Source organism: Amycolatopsis australiensis (assembly GCF_900119165.1).
In the GTDB taxonomy this organism is placed as follows: Bacteria; Actinomycetota; Actinomycetes; order Mycobacteriales; family Pseudonocardiaceae; genus Amycolatopsis; species Amycolatopsis australiensis.
The window spans coordinates 1,255,814-1,275,477 of record NZ_FPJG01000006.1 but is presented as its reverse complement, the minus strand read 5'-3'; the positions used below and the strand labels follow the sequence as shown (position 1 = coordinate 1,275,477).

General features: G+C 70.2%; 20 protein-coding genes. 13 read left to right on the top strand and 7 right to left on the bottom strand.

Features of this window, described 5'->3' with window-relative positions; genetic code table 11:
• The first annotated feature begins 110 nt into the window (after window positions 1-110).
• The 3 genes from BT341_RS07295 to BT341_RS07285 all read left to right on the top strand — a co-directional run bounded on the left by BT341_RS07295 (window position 111) and on the right by BT341_RS07285 (window position 4,333).
• The gene (locus BT341_RS07295) at window positions 111-1,256 is read left to right on the top strand and encodes an LLM class flavin-dependent oxidoreductase (protein ID WP_072475548.1); all 1,146 of its coding nucleotides are present in this window, start codon (window positions 111-113) and stop codon (window positions 1,254-1,256) included.
• 332 nt (window positions 1,257-1,588) lie between these two features.
• Window positions 1,589-2,848 (top strand): MFS transporter, encoded by a 1,260-nt coding sequence (locus BT341_RS07290; protein WP_072475547.1) that lies wholly within the window; start codon window positions 1,589-1,591, stop codon window positions 2,846-2,848.
• Window positions 2,849-3,166: 318 nt separating this feature from the next.
• Entirely contained in the window at window positions 3,167-4,333 is a 1,167-nt protein-coding gene (locus BT341_RS07285; RefSeq protein WP_072475546.1) for a sensor domain-containing diguanylate cyclase, read from the top strand.
• A 5-nt stretch (window positions 4,334-4,338) separates the two neighbouring features.
• Here BT341_RS07285 and BT341_RS07280 read toward each other — a convergent pair whose 3' ends face one another.
• Window positions 4,339-4,983, bottom strand: coding sequence for a TetR/AcrR family transcriptional regulator (locus BT341_RS07280; RefSeq protein WP_072475545.1), 645 nt, complete (start codon window positions 4,981-4,983; stop codon window positions 4,339-4,341).
• An 88-nt stretch (window positions 4,984-5,071) separates the two neighbouring features.
• Here BT341_RS07280 and BT341_RS07275 point away from each other — a divergent pair, with 88 nt between their 5' ends.
• On the top strand, window positions 5,072-6,295 hold the full coding sequence (locus tag BT341_RS07275) for a lipase family protein (RefSeq protein ID WP_072475544.1): 1,224 nt from the start codon (window positions 5,072-5,074) through the stop codon (window positions 6,293-6,295).
• Between the two features lie 69 nt (window positions 6,296-6,364).
• Here BT341_RS07275 and BT341_RS07270 read toward each other — a convergent pair whose 3' ends face one another.
• The gene (locus BT341_RS07270; RefSeq protein WP_072481825.1) at window positions 6,365-6,775 is read right to left on the bottom strand and encodes a DUF3151 domain-containing protein; all 411 of its coding nucleotides are present in this window, start codon (window positions 6,773-6,775) and stop codon (window positions 6,365-6,367) included.
• A gap of 303 nt (window positions 6,776-7,078) precedes the next feature.
• On the opposite strand from BT341_RS07270, the gene BT341_RS07265 reads away from it, so the two are divergent.
• On the top strand, window positions 7,079-8,263 hold the full coding sequence (locus BT341_RS07265) for a hypothetical protein (protein ID WP_177328759.1): 1,185 nt from the start codon (window positions 7,079-7,081) through the stop codon (window positions 8,261-8,263).
• Window positions 8,264-8,315: 52 nt separating this feature from the next.
• Here BT341_RS07265 and fbaA read toward each other — a convergent pair whose 3' ends face one another.
• Together fbaA and BT341_RS07255 are read right to left on the bottom strand one after the other, a co-directional pair.
• Complete coding sequence (gene fbaA / locus BT341_RS07260) at window positions 8,316-9,347, bottom strand: class II fructose-bisphosphate aldolase (protein WP_072475542.1); 1,032 nt, start codon at window positions 9,345-9,347, stop codon at window positions 8,316-8,318.
• Between the two features lie 161 nt (window positions 9,348-9,508).
• Window positions 9,509-10,330, bottom strand: coding sequence for an LLM class F420-dependent oxidoreductase (locus BT341_RS07255; RefSeq protein WP_072475541.1), 822 nt, complete (start codon window positions 10,328-10,330; stop codon window positions 9,509-9,511).
• 74 nt (window positions 10,331-10,404) lie between these two features.
• Between BT341_RS07255 and BT341_RS07250 the strand changes: the two genes are divergently transcribed.
• The 4 genes from BT341_RS07250 to BT341_RS07235 all read left to right on the top strand — a co-directional run bounded on the left by BT341_RS07250 (window position 10,405) and on the right by BT341_RS07235 (window position 14,328).
• On the top strand, window positions 10,405-11,331 hold the full coding sequence (locus BT341_RS07250; protein ID WP_072475540.1) for an aldo/keto reductase: 927 nt from the start codon (window positions 10,405-10,407) through the stop codon (window positions 11,329-11,331).
• Between the two features lie 55 nt (window positions 11,332-11,386).
• The gene (locus BT341_RS07245) at window positions 11,387-12,298 is read left to right on the top strand and encodes an SDR family oxidoreductase (RefSeq protein ID WP_072475539.1); all 912 of its coding nucleotides are present in this window, start codon (window positions 11,387-11,389) and stop codon (window positions 12,296-12,298) included.
• Window positions 12,299-12,300: 2 nt separating this feature from the next.
• Window positions 12,301-12,774: a pyridoxamine 5'-phosphate oxidase family protein gene (locus tag BT341_RS07240; protein WP_072475538.1), complete on the top strand. Its 474-nt coding sequence runs from the start codon at window positions 12,301-12,303 to the stop codon at window positions 12,772-12,774.
• Window positions 12,775-12,855: 81 nt separating this feature from the next.
• Window positions 12,856-14,328 carry a flavin-containing monooxygenase gene (locus tag BT341_RS07235; protein WP_072475537.1) on the top strand — a complete coding sequence of 491 codons (1,473 nt, stop codon included), beginning with the start codon at window positions 12,856-12,858 and terminating at the stop codon, window positions 14,326-14,328.
• Here BT341_RS07235 and BT341_RS07230 read toward each other — a convergent pair.
• Window positions 14,325-14,603 carry a YciI family protein gene (locus tag BT341_RS07230; RefSeq protein WP_072475536.1) on the bottom strand — a complete coding sequence of 93 codons (279 nt, stop codon included), beginning with the start codon at window positions 14,601-14,603 and terminating at the stop codon, window positions 14,325-14,327. The two genes, BT341_RS07235 and BT341_RS07230, sit on opposite strands and share 4 nt — an antisense overlap.
• 190 nt (window positions 14,604-14,793) lie before the next feature.
• Here BT341_RS07230 and BT341_RS07225 point away from each other — a divergent pair, with 190 nt between their 5' ends.
• From BT341_RS07225 to BT341_RS07210, 4 genes are all read left to right on the top strand, one after another.
• On the top strand, window positions 14,794-15,366 hold the full coding sequence (locus BT341_RS07225; protein ID WP_072481824.1) for an RNA polymerase sigma factor: 573 nt from the start codon (window positions 14,794-14,796) through the stop codon (window positions 15,364-15,366).
• A gap of 91 nt (window positions 15,367-15,457) precedes the next feature.
• Window positions 15,458-16,609: an N-acetylglucosamine-6-phosphate deacetylase gene (gene nagA, locus BT341_RS07220; RefSeq protein ID WP_072475535.1), complete on the top strand. Its 1,152-nt coding sequence runs from the start codon at window positions 15,458-15,460 to the stop codon at window positions 16,607-16,609.
• Between the two features lie 25 nt (window positions 16,610-16,634).
• Window positions 16,635-17,009 (top strand): hypothetical protein, encoded by a 375-nt coding sequence (locus BT341_RS07215; protein ID WP_072475534.1) that lies wholly within the window; start codon window positions 16,635-16,637, stop codon window positions 17,007-17,009.
• Between the two features lie 45 nt (window positions 17,010-17,054).
• On the top strand, window positions 17,055-17,753 hold the full coding sequence (locus BT341_RS07210) for a DedA family protein (protein ID WP_072475533.1): 699 nt from the start codon (window positions 17,055-17,057) through the stop codon (window positions 17,751-17,753).
• Here BT341_RS07210 and BT341_RS07205 read toward each other — a convergent pair whose 3' ends face one another.
• Both BT341_RS07205 and BT341_RS07200 read right to left on the bottom strand, forming a co-directional pair.
• Complete coding sequence (locus tag BT341_RS07205) at window positions 17,754-19,148, bottom strand: FAD-binding oxidoreductase (RefSeq protein ID WP_072475532.1); 1,395 nt, start codon at window positions 19,146-19,148, stop codon at window positions 17,754-17,756. It lies immediately after the preceding gene.
• 57 nt (window positions 19,149-19,205) lie between these two features.
• Complete coding sequence (locus BT341_RS07200) at window positions 19,206-19,631, bottom strand: PPOX class F420-dependent oxidoreductase (RefSeq protein WP_072475531.1); 426 nt, start codon at window positions 19,629-19,631, stop codon at window positions 19,206-19,208.
• Window positions 19,632-19,664 lie beyond the last annotated feature (33 nt).

Below are 19,664 nucleotides of genomic sequence, written 5' to 3'. Positions count from 1 at the left end.
CCCCGCCCACCTTCGAGCACCGGCGGTGAGTTCCACCCTGCGGACCCCGTTGCCGCACCGCGCCGGACGGGCGTAGCTGTCGGCAGTACCGACGCGAGATGGAGGACGGTATGCCGGTCGAGTTCCTGGGCATCGGAGGCACGCACGACGGCTCGGAGACGCACGCCCGCTCGGGCGGGGTCTTCGACAAGGAGTACACGCTGCGCCTGGCCCGCGCGCACGAGGACTTCGGCTGGGACCGGGTGCTGTTCGCCTACGGCTCCGGCTCGCCGGACCCGGCGCAGGCGGCCGCGTACGTCGCCACGAAACTGGACAAGCTGCAGATCCTGCTCGCGCACCGGCCGAACGTCTCGTACCCGACGTTCGCGGCGAAGACGTTCGCGACGCTGGACCAGATCTCCGGTGGCCGGCTGACGGTGCACTTCATCACCGGCGGCAACGACCACGAGCAGCAGCGCGAAGGCGACTACCTCACGAAGGACCAGCGCTACGCGCGGACGCGCGAAGCCATCCAGATCATCAAGAAGGCCTGGACGTCGGACGAGCCGTTCGACTTCGAGGGCGAGTACTACCGCTTCGCCGACTTCGTCAGCGATGTGAAGCCGGTGCAGCAGCCGCGGCCGAACGTCTCCTTCGGCGGCTCTTCGCCCGCCGCGTACGCCGCCGGTGGCGCCGAAGCCGACATCTACTGCCTGTGGGGCGAACCGCTGGCCCAGACCGCGGAGCAGATCGAATTCGTCAAGGCCGCGGCCGCGGCGGCCGGCCGCACGGACGTCCCGCGGATCCAGGTCGCGTTCCGGCCGATCATCGCGCCGACCGAGGAGCTGGCCTGGGAGAAGGCGTACGCGACGGTGGGCGCGATCAAGGACCGCACGAAGGGCGGCCGGCCGCTGACCCGGCGGCACAAGCTGACCGAGCCGGAGAACACGGGCTCGCAGCGGCTGCTGGAGATCGCCAGCCGCGGCGAGCGGTTCGACCGGGCGCTCTGGACTCCGACGGCGGCCGCGACGGGCGGCGCGGGCAACTCGAACGCGCTGGTCGGCACGCCGGAGACGGTCGCGCAGGCCCTGCTGGACTACTACGACCTCGGCGTCGAGATCCTCTCGGCCCGCGGCTACGACATGCTCGGCGACACGATCGACTTCGGCCGGTACGTGATCCCGATCGTCCGCGAAGAGGTGGCCAAGCGCGACGCCGAGCGTGCCGCGAAGACGAACCGAGCCCCGGCGGAGGACGCCCTCGCCGTCGACGGCTGACCCCGCCCCTCCTCCCGAACCCGCTGCCCCAGCGGGCCGACTCCGGTAGCCACCTCGCCTCGCGCGAGGTGGCTACTTTTGCCTCTGGTCCTCCGGCCATCGGGTACGGAATGATCCATTGGTGACTCCTGGGCGACCGGCCAGACACTCCGGGCTATCGTCTGACCCGTTCAGGAAACCTCCGTGACACCTTGGATACCGGCGAAAGAACCTAGAGATTCACCAACAGTCACGGGACACTGACTGAGGTAACTCACGTACCGTGACTACGTCATGACGGACCGATCGTCGTGCGAGGGCCACGGTCTGCACAAGAGGTCGGGAGAACGCGCATGGCAGCTCCGCGGGATCGCGTCACGTTCCGCGAGGTGTTCGGGATCGCCGAGTTCCGCGCGCTGTGGTTCGGGGAGCTGCTGTCGATCGCCGGTGACCAGCTGGCCAGGGTCGCGCTGTCCATCCTCGTCTTCTCCGGCACCAACTCCGCCACCCTCACCGGCCTGACGTACGCGCTGACCTACGCCCCTTCGCTGCTCGGCGGCATCTTCCTGACCGGCTTCGCCGACCGCTTCCCGCGTCGCACCGTGATGGTGCTCGTCGACCTGCTGCGGGCCGCCCTGATCCTGCTCGTCGCGCTGCCCGGCATGCCGTTCTGGCTGATGTGCGTGCTGGTCGGCGGCGTCTCGCTGGTCAACCCGCCGTTCAAGGCGTCCCAGCTCGCGCTGCTGCCGCAGGTGCTCGAGGGTGACCGGTTCGTCGTCGGGATGGGCATCCGCAGCATGACCGTGCAGAGCGCGCAGCTACTGGGCTTCGCCGGCGGCGGCGCGCTGCTGATCGCGCTCGACCCGCACGTGGCGCTGGTCATCGACGCCGCCACCTTCGTGCTCTCGGCCGTGTTCGTCCGCTTCGGCGTCCGCGCCCGGCCGGCCGCGGCGAGCGGCGAGCAGCGCAAGTCGTTCTTCGCGACGCTCGGCGGCGGTGGCCGGACGGCCTTCGCCAGCTCGCCGCTGCGCACGCTGGTGCTGTTCACCTGGCTGATGGGGCTCCTGCCGGTCTACGAAGGCATCGCCGCGCCGTACGTGGCCGCGGCGGGCGGCGGTCCCGAAGCCATCGGCCTGCTGCTGGCGGCCGACCCGATCGGCAGCGTCATCGCGACCTTCGCCTACACGCGCTGGGTGCCCGCCGGGCTGCGGCCGAAGCTGATCGGCCCGCTCTCGGCGCTCTGCGCGATCCCGCTGGTGCTGTGCTTCCTGAACCCGGGACCCGTCTCGTCGATCGTGCTGTTCATCGTCTCCGGCGGCCTCGGCACCGTCTGCCTGCTGCAGGCGACCGCGTCACTGACCCTGGCCGTGCCCGACGAGCAGCGCGCGCAGGTCATGGGCCTGTCGAACACGGGCCTGACCACGATGATGGGCATCAGCCCGCTGATCGGCGGTGTGCTCGCGGATCAGCTGAGCCCGCACGGCACCGTCGGGATCTTCGGCGTCGCCGGGATCGTCCTCACCCTGCCGCTGGCCGTGCTGTGGGCGCGCGCCCTCGCCGGCGACCCCGGAAGATGGGTCGACAAAGAAGCCGCACGCGCCGAACATGCCTGACATGCCCCGCGCGTGGGCTCGACCTGCGCGACCTTGCGGTGCGCTGTGCGGTCACTGATCTTTGCCGCGCATCGCTGGCCACCTCTCGTTCCGGTGTCAAACAAAAAGTACACACCGAAAGCCCTTGTGGACAGCAGGCAAACGGTCTGAAACTGTCCGTGAGTAGATTGTCACTGATCACCTGCGCAAGGGGCTGGGGGAAAAATGGTCACATCGGGGGAACGGTCTGGACAAGCGTCGGTTCGTGGTGTTGCGGCCTGGGCACTGTGGAGCAGGCCACGCGCCTGGGTCACGGTCACGCTCGCCGCGATCGCCGTCATGCTCGCCTGGACCACCGCCGCCGCGGTCACGATTCCGGTCACGCTCGCGAACCTGGGGACGTTCGCGCTGCTCACCGGCCTCGCGGTGGCGCAGACCGAAGTCAGCAGGCGCATCGAGCGCCAGCGCCGGATCCTGAGCAACGGCCCGCACATCAACATGACGTCGGTGTGGCTGCTGCCGGCCGGGCTGCTGGTGCCGCCGCAGCTGGTCGCGGTGCTGGGCACCGTGCTGTACGTCTACCTCGCGTTCCGCAGCTGGTCCGGCACCCGTCCGGGTGAAGCGCACCGCGTCGCCGCGAACGCGACCACGATGATCCTGTCCGGCTTCGCGGCCGGCCTGGTCGCGGACCTGTTCAGCGGGCACGGCATGGTCGCCGTGGCGCTGGCCGCGGCCGCGTTCTTCACCACGAACACCGCACTGACCGGCCTCGGCCTCTACCTGGCCGCCCCGGAGAAGGCAACCGCGGAGAACTGCCTCGGCAGCATGGACGACAACCTGCTGGAGCTGGCCACCCTGTGCGTCGGCGGCCTGCTCGTGATGGTCCTGACGACCGAGCCGCTGCTGTCGGTGCTGGTCATCCTGCCGCTGTACGTGCTGCAGCGGTCCGTGCTGATCAAGCGGCTCGAAGAGCTGGCCACCACGGACCAGAAGACGCAGCTGCTCAACGCCACCACCTGGCAGGACGGCGCGCAGCGGGAGATCTCGCGCGCCGAGCGCGAGAACGGCAGCTTCGGTGCGCTGATGATCGACCTCGACCACTTCAAGCGGATCAACGACACCTACGGGCACCTCGCGGGTGACGACGTGCTCAAGGCGGTCGCCGCCGTGGTCAAGCAGGAGACCCGGGCGCACGACCTGGTCGGCCGCTTCGGCGGCGAGGAGTTCGTCGCGCTGCTGCCGTCGACGTCCAAGGAGGACGCGATCGTCACGGCCGAGCGGATCCGGCAGCGGGTCAGCGAGCTGGTCATCAGCACGACGACCAACGAAGGCGCGGCGGTCGACATCGAACGGCAGACGGCGTCGATCGGCGTCGCCGCCTACCCGATCGACGGGTCCTCGATCGAGGAAGTGATGGCGTCCGCGGACGCGGCCGTGTACGCGGCGAAGCACGGCGGGCGCAACCGGGTCGTGGGCTCGGTCCCCGTGGCACTGGCCGCGGCTTAGCTGCCCTACCGCAGCCGTTCGATGACGTCGCTCGCCTTCGTCTGGAGGCGGGCGACGCCGCCGACCGTGAATTCGGTGAGCAGGTCGATCAGGGCGTCCTGGTCCGGCGGATCGCCGTCCCAGGTGGCCTGGACCAGTGACTCCGTCATCGCGAAGAAGAGCGTGACGAGCGCGCGGTCGGCGCGGCCGGAGTCGATGCCGTGCGCGGCCCACCGCTTGCGGCTCGCGTCGGCGTATACGGCGGCCAATCTCTCCCTCAACCGGGTGAGTGCGGGGTCGCCGGCGCGCTCGGCCGCGCGGAGGACGCCGTAGGCCTCCGGGCGCTCGGCGACGAAGGTGACCATGGTGGCGTAGTTGGCCCGCGCCCAGGCCCGCAGCCCCGGCTGCGGGTCGGTCACCGAAGGACCCGCGATGGCGGCGAAGGCCTGCTCCTCGGTGGCCGCCACGACCTCGGCGAACAGCGTCGCGCGGTCACCGAACTGCTCGTAGACGGCTTGCCGCGAGACGCCGGCCTCGCGCGCGATCTGCTCGATCGTCGCGCCCTGCATCCCGTGCTGCGCGACGACCTTGGCCGCCGCGTCCAGCACGCGGGTGCGCTGCTCGCCGACCGGGAGCTTGCGCGGCCGCCCGCGCGGCGCCGGGCTTGACATGGTGGTCCACCTCACGTGATTCTTTTTCCGACACCTCTGTCTGAAAAGGTGTTCCCCGCGCACTAGTCCTGCTCAACGAGGAGCAAGCATGCGTATCTTCCCTCGCCGCGCGCTGTCCGCGGCGGTCGCCACGGTTTCCGTGCTGGCCTTGGTGACGCTCGGCCCGCCGCAGGCCTCCGCCGAGTCCTTCTACGACCCGCCGTCGCCGCTGCCCGCGGGCAGCAACGGCGACGTCATCCGGCACGAGACGTCGACCTTCTACGTCGACCCGATCAAGCTGATCAAGGCCGACGCGTCGGTCCAGCGGATCATGTACCGGAGCACGGACACGCACGGCGCGCCGATCGCGGTCACCGGCACCGTGCTGACGCCGCGAACGGCATGGCACGGCTCGGGCCCGCGGCCGATCGTCTCCTACGCCGTGGGCACGCAGGGCGAGGGCGACGACTGCGCGCCGTCGAAAGCGCTTGCCGCCGGCTTCGAGTACGAAGGGCCCTTCATCGCGGGCTTGCTGACGCGGGGCTACGGCGTCGTCGTGACCGACTACGAAGGTCTCGGCACGCCCGGAGACCACACGTACGTCAACCGCGCGGCGGAGGCGCACGCGGTGCTCGACGCGGTCCGCGCGGCCCAGCGGCTGCCGGAGGCCGGGCTGCCGGACGACGGCCCGGTCGCGATCGCGGGCTACTCCCAGGGCGGCGGCGCGTCGGCCGCGGCGGCCGAGCTGCAGCCGAGCTACGCACCCGAGTTGCAGTTGAAGGGCGCGTACGCGGGCGCGGTACCGGCGGACCTGGCCGAGGTCGCCAAGAACCTCGACGGCCACTACGCGGTCGGTTTCCTCGGCTTCGCGCTGGTCAGCATGAACTACGCGTACCCGGAGCTGAACATCCCGGCGCTGCTCAACGCGCGCGGCAAGCAGCTGTTCGAGCAGGTGCGGACCGAGTGCACGGTGGAGGCGATCGCGGCGCACGCGTTCACGCAGTCGTCGACGCTGACCAACGACGGCCGCTCGCTGACCGCGTACCTCGGTGAGGAGCCGTACGCGTCGCGGGTGGCGGAGCAGAAGATCGGGACGCTGAAGCCGTCGGTGCCGGTGCTGATCGTCCACAGCGCGCTCGACGACATCGTGCCGTACGCGCAGGACCGGGACCTGGGCCGGACGTGGTGCGGCAAGGGCGTGCGGGTGCAGTTCAGCACGACGCTGGTGCCGACGCACGTGCTGGCCGCGGTGCGGGCGTTCCCGGAGGCGTTCGCCTGGCTCGAAGGGCGCTTCGCCGGTCTCCCGGCGCCCACCGACTGCGGCCTGTTCTGACCCCTCCCGCGGCCGGTCGTGAGTGAGAAACAGGGTTGGAACACCGTTTCTCACTCACGACCGGGCGGGTCACTTCAGGCCGGTGGCTTCCGCGGCCGCCGGGTCGGAGTCGGCGATGAAGGTCTTGCAGCGCTCGTACTCTTCGGTCTCGCCGATCTTGCCGGCGGCCTTGCCCAGCACGGCGAGGGCGCGCAGGAATCCCTGGTTGGGGCGGTGCGACCAGGGCACCGGGCCGAAGCCCTTCCAGCCGGCGCGGCGCAGCTGGTCGAGGCCGCGGTGGTAGCCGGTGCGGGCGTACGCGTACGCGGCGACGGTCTCGCCCGCGTCCAGGGCCTTCTCGGCCAGCGAAGCCCACGCCTCGCTGTAGTCGGGGTGTTCGGCCGCGACGGCGGCCGGGTCGTTCCCGGCGTCGAGCGCGGCCTGGGCGGCGGTGTGCTCCGGCAGCAGCGTCGGCTCGGGGCCGAGCAGGTTGTGCGTCATGGCGCCCATTCTGCCCAATGGTCAGAAGAACAGACCCGCGAGAACCCCGCCGCCGGCCAGGACCAGGGCGCCGACCAGGACGGCGGCCACAACTCGTTTCGGCATCATGGCGGCACACCATGCCAAGCCACGGCGGCCGGAAGCAAGCCGGCCACCCTTAAGGGTGAACTGTGGCGCGAAGCGCCTCCGTTGAGGGCGGTGGTGGGGAAGAAGGTGGGGCGAAGGTCGGGGGGAACCCGGATTTTCGCGGTGTTTGCCACGGTCGGGATCCGCTCGTGACCATGACCGGCCATGATGTCCGGCATGGCCAAGGCAGTCGACGTCCCGGCGGACGTGATCCCGCGCAGCCCGATCGGCAAGACGCGGCTGTTCTTCACGCGGCACTGGCACCGCGGCGCCCCCGGGCAGCCGACGCCGGACTGGGTGCTGCGGTTCTGCTACGGGATGTGGCTGACGGCGTTCGCGTTCAAGCTGGTCGGCTCGTCGTGGGACATGTCGTGGCACTTCCGGTGGCTGCGCGACGACCTGGCCCCGCCGCACCTGATCAACACGGTCGGCACGGTGATCATCGTCGTGCTGGTGGCGATCCACAGCTACACGGGCCTCGGCGCCGACCGGCGGTCGCTGCGCCTGATGCAGATCGGCCTGCTGACGTTCCTGGTGGCGGCGCCGCTGGACGTCATCAACCACCGCGTCAACGGCCTCGACCTGACCGCGTGGAGCCCGTCGCACATGATGCTCTACCTGGGCACGGGCATCATGCAGGCGGGCGTCCTGCTCGGCTGGCTCAGGCTGTCCCCGCCGGGCCGCTTCCGCACGGGCGTGCTGCTGGCGCTGTGGGCGTTCTTCCTGGAGAACACGTTCTTCCCGAACGGCCAGCAGGAGTACGGGATCCTGGGCCTGCGCGCGTGGGAGCGCGGCACGCCGGAGGCGGAGAAGTCGCTGCTGGACTTCGCGGCCAACCAGATCGGCCACCCGGTCGACCGGACGGCGGTGCTGCACTTCACGATGCCGATTCCGGAGTGGGTGTACCCGCTGTGGGGCATCGGGGTGATGGCGTTGATCCTGGTCTTGGCGCGCCGCACGCTGGGCTTCCGCTGGGCGGCCTCTTCGGTGGCGCTGGCGTATGTGGCGTACCGGTCGGTGATGTGGCCGCTGCTGCTCGGGTTGGGGTTCCCGGTGTCGACGGTGCCGTTCTACCTGGTCTTCGTGGGGCTGGCAGTGGACGTGGCGTTCACGATGGGCAACGGCGTGCTGCGCGCGGGCGCGGGAGCGCTGCTGGTGACGGCGTTCGGGTACGGGGCGTTGTGGGTGCAGTCCCAGTTCCGCCCGTGGGTCCTCGGCGACGCGCACACGGAGTCGGCGCCACCGGTCGCGTACTGGACGGCTTTGGTGGTGCTGGCCGGGGTGTTCGTGCTGTGGGCCGGGGCCGGTCCGGTGGCGCGGCGGTTCTCCGCCCGGCGCTCGGTGGTGCCTGAGACGATCTGAACACGACGAAGGGCCGCCACGAATCTTCCGTGGCGGCCCTTCGCGCGAAAACCTACTTGAGCTTCGTGCCCGCCGAGCCCAGCGCCTGGCAGGCCTCGACCACGCGGGCCGCCATGCCGGCCTCTGCCGCCTTCAGGTACGAACGCGGGTCGTAGACCTTCTTGTTGCCCACCTCGCCGTCCACCTTCAGGACGCCGTCGTAGTTCTTGAAGAAGTGGTCCGCGATCGGGCGGGAGAACGCGTACTGCGTGTCCGTGTCCACGTTCATCTTCACCACGCCGTACGAGACCGCCTCGCGGATCTCCTCCGGCAGGGAGCCCGAGCCGCCGTGGAAGACCAGCTCGAACGGCTTCGAGCCCGCGTCCAGGCCCAGCTTCTTCGCCGCCGCCTCCTGGCCGCCCTTCAGCACGTCCGGGCGCAGCTTCACGTTGCCCGGCTTGTACACGCCGTGGACGTTGCCGAACGTCGCCGCCAGCAGGTAGCGGCCCTTTTCGCCCGCGCCCAGCGCGTCGATCGTCTTCAGGAAGTCGCCTTCGGCCGTGTACAGCTTCTCGTTGATGTCGTGCGCGACGCCGTCCTCCTCGCCGCCCACGACGCCGATCTCCACCTCGAGGATGATCTTCGCCGCCGACGCCTTGGCCAGCAGCTCCGCCGCGATCTCCAGGTTCTCGTCGAGGTCGATCGCCGAGCCGTCCCACATGTGGGACTGGAACAGCGGGTTCTGGCCGTTCTTCACCCGCTCGGCCGAGATCTCCAGCAGCGGGCGGACGAAGCCGTCCAGCTTGTCCTTCGGGCAGTGGTCGGTGTGCAGCGCGACGTTCACGTCGTACTTCGCCGCGACGACCTGGGCGAACTCCGCGAGCGCCGTCGCGCCGGTGACCATGTCCTTGACCTTCTGGCCGGACGCGAACTCGGCACCGCCGGTGGAGAACTGGATGATGCCGTCGCTCTCCGCCTCGGCGAAGCCGCGGATGGCGGCGTTCACGGTCTCGGACGAGGTCACGTTGATGGCCGGGTAGGCGAACTCGTTCGCCTTGGCCCGGTCGAGCATCTCCGCGTAGACCTCGGGGGTGGCGATGGGCATCGTTACTCCTCCTTGGCACAGGGTGGTCCCGACCGCATCGTACGAGGTGGACCGCCGCCGCACACCGGTCCCCGCGCAGAAACTTCCGCGCACGTCGAATCGGTTCAGAACGCGGCCCGTCCGGTCCACGGGCACCCGGGGACCGGACGGACGTCACACGCTCAGCGCAACGCGGCGGCCAGCTCGCGGTACGCCGGCCACGGGTCCTCGTTCAGCACCTGGACGATGACCTGGTCCGCGCCCGCCTCGAAGTGCGCGCGCAGGCCGGTCGCGATCGTCTCCGCGTCGCCGTGCAACGCCAGCGCGTCGACCAGGCGGTCGCTGCCCTCGCCGGCGAGGTCCTCGTCGGTGAAGCCGAGTTTCCGCAGGTTGCTGACGTAGTTGACGAGCCCGAGGTAGAACTTCACGGTCCGGCGGCCGATCGCGCGGGCCTCCGCCGCGTCGGTGCCGAGGACGACCTTGTGCTCCGGCGCCAGCAGCTTGCCCGGGCCGAGGATCTGCCGCGCTTCGCGCGTGTGCTCCGGCGTCACCAGGTACGGGTGCGCGCCCGCGGTCCGGTCCCCGGCCAGCTTGACCACCTTCGGGCCGAGCGCGGCCAGCGCCCGGCCGGCCACCGGGACCCCCGCCGCGTCCAGGCCGTCCAGGTACTCGACCAGCGCGGTGTACGGCTTCTTGAACTCCTGCGTGTGCTCGCGGTGGCCGGCGCCGACGCCGAGCAGGAACCGGTCCGGGTACTTGCCCGCGATCCGCTCGTACGCCTTGGCGATCGACGCCGGTTCGTCCTGCCAGATGTTCACGATGCCGGTCGCGACGACCAGTGACTCCGTCGCGCCCAGCAGGTCGTCTACGTAGGCGAGGTCGCCGCCGGGCGAGCTGCCCAGCCAGATCGCGCCGTAGCCGAGCTTCTCCGCGTCCGCCGCGAACTTCGCGTCGACGTCCGGGTACTGCCGCCAGATTCCGAGCTTGCCCAGTTCGATTGCCATGGAACACTCCAACGCGCGAGGAGGCGATTTTCCTCCCGGCTTCCCAGTACGTGGGAAAGACTAACGTCGGCGGCATGACCAAGCTGGGTAACACCGACCTCGACGTGTACGGGCTCAACCTCGGCGGCAACGTCTTCGGCTGGACGGCGGACGAGGCGCAGTCCTTCGCCGTGCTGGACGCCTACACGACGGCCGGCGGCAACTTCGTCGACACAGCCGACCTGTACGGCGGCGGCGGCCGTTCCGAGGAGATCCTCGGCAACTGGCTGGCCACGCGCGGCAACCGCGACGACGTCGTCATCGCGACCAAGGTCGGCATGTGGGACGCGCGGCCCGGTCTGTCCGCGAAGAACATCCAGGCCGCGGCCGAAGACTCACTGCGCCGGCTCGGGACCGACCACATCGACCTCTACTACGCCCACCGCGACGACCCGGGCACCCCGCTCGAGGAGACGCTCGAAGCGTTCGACGCCCTGGTCCGCGCGGGCAAGGTGCGCCACATCGGCGCGTCCAACTACAGCGCCGAGCGGCTGGCCGCCGCACTGTCCATTTCGGACAGGAATGGGTTCGCGCGGTACGCCGTGCTGCAGCCGCACTACAACCTCGTGGAGCGGGGCTACGAGCGCGACCTCGCCCCGCTCGTCGAGCGCGAAGGCCTCGCGACGCTGCCGTACTTCGCTCTGGCGAAGGGCTTCCTCACGGGCAAGTACCGCACCAAGGACGAGACCGGTGACAGCCCGCGTGCCGCTCGTGCGGCGTCCTATTTGGACCACGGCGGCGAACGCGTGCTCGCGGCGCTCGACGAGGTCGCGGCCGCGCGCGGCGTCTCGGTCGCCACCGTGGCACTGGCCTGGCTGCGGCAGCAGCCGACGGTCGCGGCGCCGATCGCCAGCGCGCGGACGCCCCGGCAGCTCACCGATCTCGTCGCGTCCGTGACCCTCGAACTCACCGCGGACGAACTGGCCGCACTTTCCCGCGAAAGTGAGCCTACTGTTGGGTAGCTTACCGCGGGTAAGGTGCGGTACGGTGCCCTCAAGTGACGTCTAGGAGGGCACCGTGGCCAACCCGTTTTCGCTGCTGAGCGGCACCAAGAAGGTCGACGGCAAGGTCGTGCTGATCACCGGCGCCGCCCGCGGCATCGGCGCCGGGCTGGCCGAGCGGCTCGCCGCGCGCGGCGCGAAGGTCGCCCTCGTCGGGCTCGAAGCCGAAGAGCAGCAGAAGGTCGCCGGCCGGATCGGGCCGAACGCCCGCGCGTGGGAGGCCGACGTCACCAGCTGGGACGCCCTCGAGCAGGCCACCAAGGGGGTCGTCGAGCACTTCGGCGGGATCGACATCGTCATCGCGAACGCCGGCATCGCGACCGCGGGCTTCGTCCGGTCGGTCGACCGGGCCGCCTTCGAGAAGGTCATCGAGGTCGACCTGCTCGGCGTCTGGCGCACGTTCCGCGTCACGCTCCCGCACGTCATCGAGCGCAAGGGCTACCTGCTGGCCATCTCGAGCCTCGCCGCGATCACGCACGCGCCGGGCATGGCGAACTACGCCGCCGCCAAGGCCGGCGTCGAGGCGTTCTCGAACAGCCTCCGCGCCGAGGTCGCGCACCTGGGCGTCAAGGTCGGCGTCGCGCACCCGACGTGGATCCGCACCGACCTGGTCGAGAGCGCCGACGCGCACCCGGTGTTCGGCAAGCTCCGCGCGTCGATGCCGGGCCTGATCGGCAAGACCTACCCGCTCGACGTCGCGCTCGACGACCTCGAAGCGGGCATCCTCAAGCGGGCCAGGACCATCCACGTGCCGCGTTGGGTCGGCGCGCTCAAGCTGTTCCGCGCGTTCCTGCCGCCGATCATCGAGATCGGGTCCCGCAGCCGGGTACCGTCGGCGGACAAGGCCGCGCTGGCCGACATCGAGGCCCGCGGCGCGTTCGAGTCGGCGGTCACCGGACACGGCGGCCGGGCCGCCACCAAGGGGTGACCATGTCCCGTCGCGACCAGATCCGGATGACCGAGGACGAGGTGCGCGCGTACCTCGCCGAGCAGAAGGTCATCAACGTCGCCAGCATCGGCCCGAACGGCCGCCCGCACCTGGCGCCGCTGTGGTACTTCCCGCACGAGGACGGCGTCGCGACCTGGACGTACGGCACGTCGCAGAAGGCGAAGAACCTCCGGCGCCTGCCCGAGGCGACCGTGCTCGTCGAAGACGGTGACAGCTACGAGAAGCTGCGCGGCGTCTCGTTCGAAGCCGACGTCCGGATCATCGAGGACACCGAAGAGGTCACCCGGATGGGGATCACGCTCATGCAGCGGTACTCGGGCGCCCGGCCCGGCGACCCCGCGCCGGCCGAGCTGAAGGCGTTCATCGCAGGTCAGGCCCCGAAACGCATCGGGCTGGTGTTCACCCCGACCAAGGTCGCCAGCTGGGACCACACCAAGCTCGACGGGACGTACTAGCCGGTAGGGAGTACTTCCAAGTAACTGTTACTTGAGGTAACGTCATCTGGGCAGCAACCTCGACGCAGCGGAGGCCGACAGATGACCGAGCGGTTCAAGGTCGTGATCGTGGGCACCGGGTTCTCCGGGCTCGGCCAGGCGATCCAGCTCGAAAAGGCCGGCATCCGGGACTACGTGATCCTGGAGAAGGCCGACGAGGTGGGCGGCACCTGGCGCGACAACTCCTACCCCGGGTGCGCGTGCGACGTGCAGTCGCACATGTACTCGTTCTCGTACGAGCAGAACCCGGACTGGTCGCGGTCGTTCTCGCCGCAGCCGGAGATCTTCGAGTACCTCAAGCGGGTCGCGGACAAGTACCGGCTGCGCGAGAAGATCCGCTTCGGCGTCGAGCTCACCGGCGCGCACTGGGACGAACGGGACCGCCGCTGGACGGCGACGACCAAGGACGGCCGCGAGTTCGTCGCCCAGTTCCTCGTCTCCGGCGTCGGCGGCCTGCACATCCCGCAGATCCCGGAGCTGCCCGGGATCGCGAAGTTCGCCGGCCAGACCTGGCACTCGGCGCGCTGGAACCACGAGTACGACCTGCGCGGCAAGAAGGTCGCGGTGGTCGGGACCGGGGCCAGCGCGATCCAGTTCGTCCCCCGGATCGCCCCCGAAGTCGCCGAGCTGACGCTGTTCCAGCGCACGCCGCCGTGGATCATGCCCAAGCCGGACCACGCGATGCCGCGGTGGGCGCGGACGCTGTTCAAGCGCGTTCCTGGCACGCAGCGCCTGTACCGCAACGCGCTGTACTGGTTCCTCGAGGCACGCGCCATCGGCTTCAACGGCCACCCGGCGATCATGAAGGCGGGCGAGCTGATCGCGAAGCGGCACATCGCGAAGGGTGTCCAGGATCCCGCGCTGCGCAAGAAGGTCACGCCGCGCTACACGATGGGCTGCAAGCGCGTCCTGATCTCCAACGACTACTACCCGGCGCTGAACCGGCCGAACGTGGACGTCGTCACGGCGGGGGTCAAGGAGGTCAAGGCGCACTCGATCGTCGACGGCTCCGGCGTGGAGCACGAGGTCGACGCGATCATCTACGGCACCGGCTTCAAGGTGACCGACGCGCTGGAGTACCTGGACATCACCGGCGTCGACGGCCGCAACCTCGCCAAGGAGTGGGCCACCGAAGGCATGCGGACGCACAAGGGCATCACCGTGTCCGGCTTCCCCAACCTGTTCTTCCTGCTCGGCCCGAACACCGCGCTGGGCCACAACTCGGTGGTGTTCATGATCGAGTCGCAGTCGCGGTACGTCGTCGACGCGATCAAGCTGGCCGACTCCCGCGACGCCGCCGCGCTCGACGTCCGGCCGGGCGTGCAGGAGCGGTTCCAGCGGGAGATCCAGGACAAGCTGGTCAAGGGCGTCTGGACCCAGGGCGGCTGCAAGAGCTGGTACCTGGACGCGAAGGGCGTGAACCGGACGATCTGGCCGGGCTTCACCTGGCGGTACTGGCTGGAGACGCGCAAGGTCGACCCGGCGGACTACGAGTTGTCCGGCCGGTCCGCCTAGGCGGGCAGCCAGGCGCCGATCACCGGCTTGAACTCGCGCACCGTCCGCTCCGCGACGACACCCTCCAGGAAGTACGGGTCCTGGTCGATCGTCTCCTTCAGGTGCGCCTCGTCGTCGGCCTGGTAGAGCGTCACGCCGCCGGTGCCGTCGCCGAGCGGGCCGGCGACCGCGACGCGGCCCTGCTCGGCCAGTTTGCCCAGGAACTCGCGGTGCCGCGGCCGGACGTCCGGCATCTTCTCCTGGACGTAGGTGATTTCGACGAGGAACCAGGCCATGAGGGGCGCTCCGGGGTCGCACGGACGGGACGGGTCCGACGCTACCCGGATCACGGCGGGCGATCGGTGGCGACGGCAGGCCAACCCGATAGGCTGGGTGTGCGTCAGTACCTGTGTGAGCGCTGTGAATACCGTGAACCTGCTGACGCGGCACCACGTGCAGACCGGGGTCGAGGACAGGCAGGGGTTCATGCTCGAGGGCAATGCGGAACGCAGCGTCGAGGCGACCCTCGGCCACCTGCGGGTCATGGACGGTCCGGTCCCGGCGCAGACGGCCGCGCCGCTGACCCTCGAAGACCTCTACCGCCAGCACCGCATGCGACTGGTCCGGCTGGCGATTCTGCTGGTCGACGAGCCCGCGACGGCGGAAGACGTGGTCCAGGAGGCCTTCACCGGCCTGCACCGCAACTGGGGACGGCTGCGTGACGCCGCGGCCGCCGTCGGCTACCTGCGCACCGCCGTGGTCAACGGGTCGCGCAGCGTGCTGCGCCGCCGCAAGACCGCCCGGGAGTACGTGCCGCCGCACGCGGTCAACGCCCGCTCCGCCGAGAGCCTCGCGATGCTCTCCAGCGAGCACCAGGCCGTCGTCGCCGCGCTGTCCAAGCTGCCACCCCGGCAGCGCGAGGTGCTGGTGCTGCGTTACTACGGTGGGCTGAGCGAGGCCGAAATCTCTGAGGCGGCAGGCATTTCCAAGGGTACCGTGAAATCGACCGCCAGCCGGGCGCTCGAGGCACTCCAGAAGGCCATGCAGGCCCCACAGTGACCCGGGTGGACCATTCCGATCACTGAGTCGTATCACCATGCTTGGTCCAGACCAATATATGCTGGGGGGCGTGAGAGGCGCCGGAGATTTCGTGATCATGGGCGGCCGGGTGGCAACCCCGGACCGTTTACTCGACGACGGCTGGGTGGCCGTCTCCGACGGGCGGATCGCCGGCGTGGGTTCCGGGACCCCGCCTTCGGGCGAGCACGTCGACGTCGGTGGGGCACTGGTCGTGCCCGGGTTCGTCGACACCCACTGCCACGGCGGGGGAGGTGCTTCGTTCACCTCCCCCGATCCGGAAGAGCTCCTGACGGCGGTGCGAGCGCACCGCCGTCACGGCACCACGACCATGCTCGCCAGCCTGGTGTCCGACCCGGTGGACATCCTGCGTGAGCAAGTGGCCGCGCTGCGTGAGCTCGTCCAGGACGAGGAGGTCGCGGGCATCCACCTGGAGGGGCCGTTCATCTCGAAGGCCCGCTGCGGGGCGCACGACCCGGAGACGCTCCTCGAGCCCGACACCGGCACGGTCGACAAGCTCCTGCGCGCGGGCCAGGGCGCGATCCGGATGGTCACCATCGCCCCCGAGCTGCACGGCGGCGTCAAGGCCGTCCGCCAGCTGGCCGAATCGGGCGTCATCGCGGCCATCGGGCACACCGACGGCGTCGAGGAGCAGCTGCTGCCCGCCATCGACGCGGGCGCCACCGTCGCGACGCACCTGTTCAACGGCATGCGGCCGCTCCACCACCGCGAGCCCGGCCCGGTCGGGGCACTGCTCGATGACGAGCGCATCACGATCGAGCTCATCTGCGACCTGGTCCACCTGCACCCGACCGTCGTGCGGCTGGCCGCCAGGCACGCGGGCCGCGACCGGACGGTCCTGATCACCGACGCGATGTCGGCCACCGACGCCGCCGACGGCCGCTACACGCTGGGCCGGCTGGAGGTCGACGTGCACGACGGCGTCGCCACTCTCGCCGACAACGGCTCGCTGGCCGGCAGCACGCTGACGATGGACACCGCCTTCCGGAATCTGGTCCGGGGTGCGAAACTCGGCATCCTCGACGCCGTGCACGCGACGTCGCAGCGGCCCGCCGAGCTGCTCGGCATCGCCGACCGCACGGGGATGCTGTGCACCGGCTACGCGGCCGACATCGTGGTCCTCGACCAGGACCTGCGGCCCGCGAAGGTGCTGCGCCGGGGCGAATGGGTCGCCGAGGTGGGTACGGCTACCTTGAGTACGTAGGTTCCCGACGAGCGGACGGGCGGAGATGAGCGAGCCGAAGGACCCCGAGCAGCTGCTGGCGGACGCCCTTCGCGCGCAAGCCGTCTTCGCCCCGCAGGCGTCGTCCACGGCGTCCGCTCCGGTCCGGGAGCCGGAGCCGGGCACCGACGCGGTCCCCGCCAGCGCGATCAACGAGCTGCCCTCGGCTTACGGGTTGCTGTCGGGCGCGAGCGCGGACTCGCTGGAGCGCGAGCGGGCCGCGCTGGACGCCGCTTCGGAGGCTCCCACGGCGTACTCACCCCCGCCGGAGCCACCGCCCGCGCGGCAGGGCGCGCAGCTGCCCGCGTACTGGATCCTGCTGCTGGCGGTGCTGCTCGGTCTCGCCGCGGGGTCCGTCGTGGGCCTGCTCACGCTGGTCTGACCGGGTCTCAGCCACGACTCAGGGTGACCCTGTACCGTTTTTGGGGTGATTCTCGCCCAGAGCACGGTCAACACGATGTCGCTGCTGCCGTCATGGCTGGACCCGCACACCCTGCTCGCCGGGGTGGCCGGGCCCGCGGTAGCGGTGCTGTGCCTCGTCATCTTCATCGAGAGCAGCATCTTCCCGGTGCTGCCCGGTGACTCGCTGCTGTTCACGGCGGGCCTGCTCATCGCGGGCGGCGGGCTGCTCCCGCTCTGGCTGACCTGCATCCTCGTCACGGTCTCGGCGCTGCTGGGCAACGTCGTCGGCTACTACATCGGCTACTTCGCCGGGCCCAAGCTGTTCAGCAGGCCGGACTCGAAGTTCTTCAAGCGGGAGCACGTCGACAAGACGCACGCGTTCCTGGAGAAGCACGGCCCGAAGGCGGTCGTGCTGGCCCGGTTCGTGCCCTTCGTCCGGACGTTCATCACCTGGATCGCCGGCATCGGCCGGATGAACCCGAAGACGTATTTCACGTACACGGTGATCGGCGGCATCCTGTGGGCCGCGGGCATCACGGTGCTCGGCTACGTGCTCGGCGACATCCCGTTCATCGGCAACAACATCGACGCGATCTTCGTGCTGATCGTGCTGATCTCGGTGGTGCCGATCGTCCTCGAGTACCTGAAGTCGCGGCGTGGGAAGAAGGCTCTCGCAGAGACCGATCCCGAGGTCACGCAGCGGATTCCGCGCGTCAAGGACTGATCACTCCGCCATCGAAAACATCGAACCCGGGTTGAACAGGTTCTCCGGATCCAGCGCCTGCTTGATCTGCCGGTGCACGCGCAGCCCGACCGGCCCGATCTCCCGCGCCAGCCACTCGCGCTTGATCTTGCCCACCCCGTGCTCGCCGGTCACCGTGCCGCCCAGGGACAGGCCCACCTCGAGGATTTCGTCGAACGCCCGCCGGGCCCTGGCGAACTCGTCCGGGTCGTCGGACTGGTACACGATCGTCGGGTGCATGTTGCCGTCGCCCGCGTGGCCCACCACCGCGATGCGCAGGCCCACCTCTTCGCTGATCTTCTCGCAGCCGCGGATCAGCTCCGCGATGCGCGTGCGCGGGACGCACACGTCGTCGGTCAGCCACAGCCCGTACGTCTCCAAGGCGGTCAGCACCACCCGGCGGGCCTGCAGGAGCATCCGGCCCTCTTCGAGGTCCTCCGTCGTGTACGCCAGGTCCGCGCCGCAGTCGACGCAGATCTGCTCCAGCGCCGCCAGCTCGCGGCGGGCGACCTCGCCGCCCGCGTCCGACTGGCCCAGCAGCAGTGCCTGGCAGTCCGAGCCCGCGCCCAGATCCGTCTTGAGGTACGTCTCGGCTGCCTTGATCGACGACGCGTCCATGATCTCCAGCAACGACGGCACGAGCCCTTCGCGCACCACGCGGGCCACGGCCTCCCCGGCGGCTTCGGTCGTCGAGAACCCCGCGACCAGCGTCGCCGGCGCCTGCGGCAGTGGCTTGAGCTGGACCGTCGCCTGCGTGATGACGCCGAGCGTGCCCTCGCTGCCGACGAACAGCCGCGCCAGGTCGTACCCGGCGACGCCCTTCACCGTCCGCCGCCCGGTCTTCAGCAGTGACCCGTCGGCCAGGACGACTTCCAGGCCGAGGACCGAGTCGGTCGTGACGCCGTACTTCACGCAGCACAGGCCGCCCGCGTTGGTCGACAGGTTGCCGCCGATCGTGCACCAGTCGTAGCTCGACGGGTCCGGCGGGTAGAACAGCCCGTGCTTCTCGACGGCGGTGCGGAAGTCCAGGTTGACGACGCCGGGCTGCACGACGGCGAGCCGGTTGCCCGGGTCGATCTCGACGATCTGGTCGAGCTTGGTCAGCGACAGCGTCACGCAGCCGTCGATGGCGTTCGCGGCGCCGGACAGGCCGCTGCCCGCGCCGCGCGGCACGATCGGCACCTTCGCCTCGGCGCACGCCTTGACCACGGCCTGCACCTGCTCGACGTTGGCCGGCAGCACGACCGCGAGCGGCTTGCCGGACGGCGCCAGCGGCATCATGTCGCGCGCGTAGGAGGCCGTGACGTCGGAATCGGTGAGCACGGCGTTCCGGCCGAGCAGGTCGCGCAGGCGGGTGACCAAAGCTTCGTTGCCCATGGCCTCATGGTAAGCCCGGATAGTCCGCAGAGCGGAAGTTCTCTTTCGAAATCGGCCTCAACGGACCAGTCCGAGCAGCTTCTCCACGTGCACCCGCAGCAGCACGCGCTGGTCGGTGACCATGGCGGCGCGGTACTCGGCCCAGTCGGGGTGCTCGCCCGCCGCCCGGCGGTAGTAGTCGACGAGCGCCTCCACGGTCGCGTCGTCCGGTGCCGCCGCCGGCGGGCTCAGCTCGGCGCGGCCTTCCGCGACCACGTAGCTCCAGCCGTCCTCGCTGCCCACGTGGTAGGTCACCCGCGGGTCGCGGCGCATGTTCTTCGTCTTCGCCCGGGTCTCGGTGATCGGCGCGGTGATCGTGTTCGTCTCCGGGTCGTACAGGTGCGTGATCGTGGACAGCTGGGGCCGCCCGTCGCGGCGGATCGTGGCCAGCACGCCGTGGCGGCGCGCGGCGAGGAAGTCCTTCAGCGCTGTGTCGTCCGTCATAGCTGTACCAACCGGATGCCGCCGCGTTTGTTC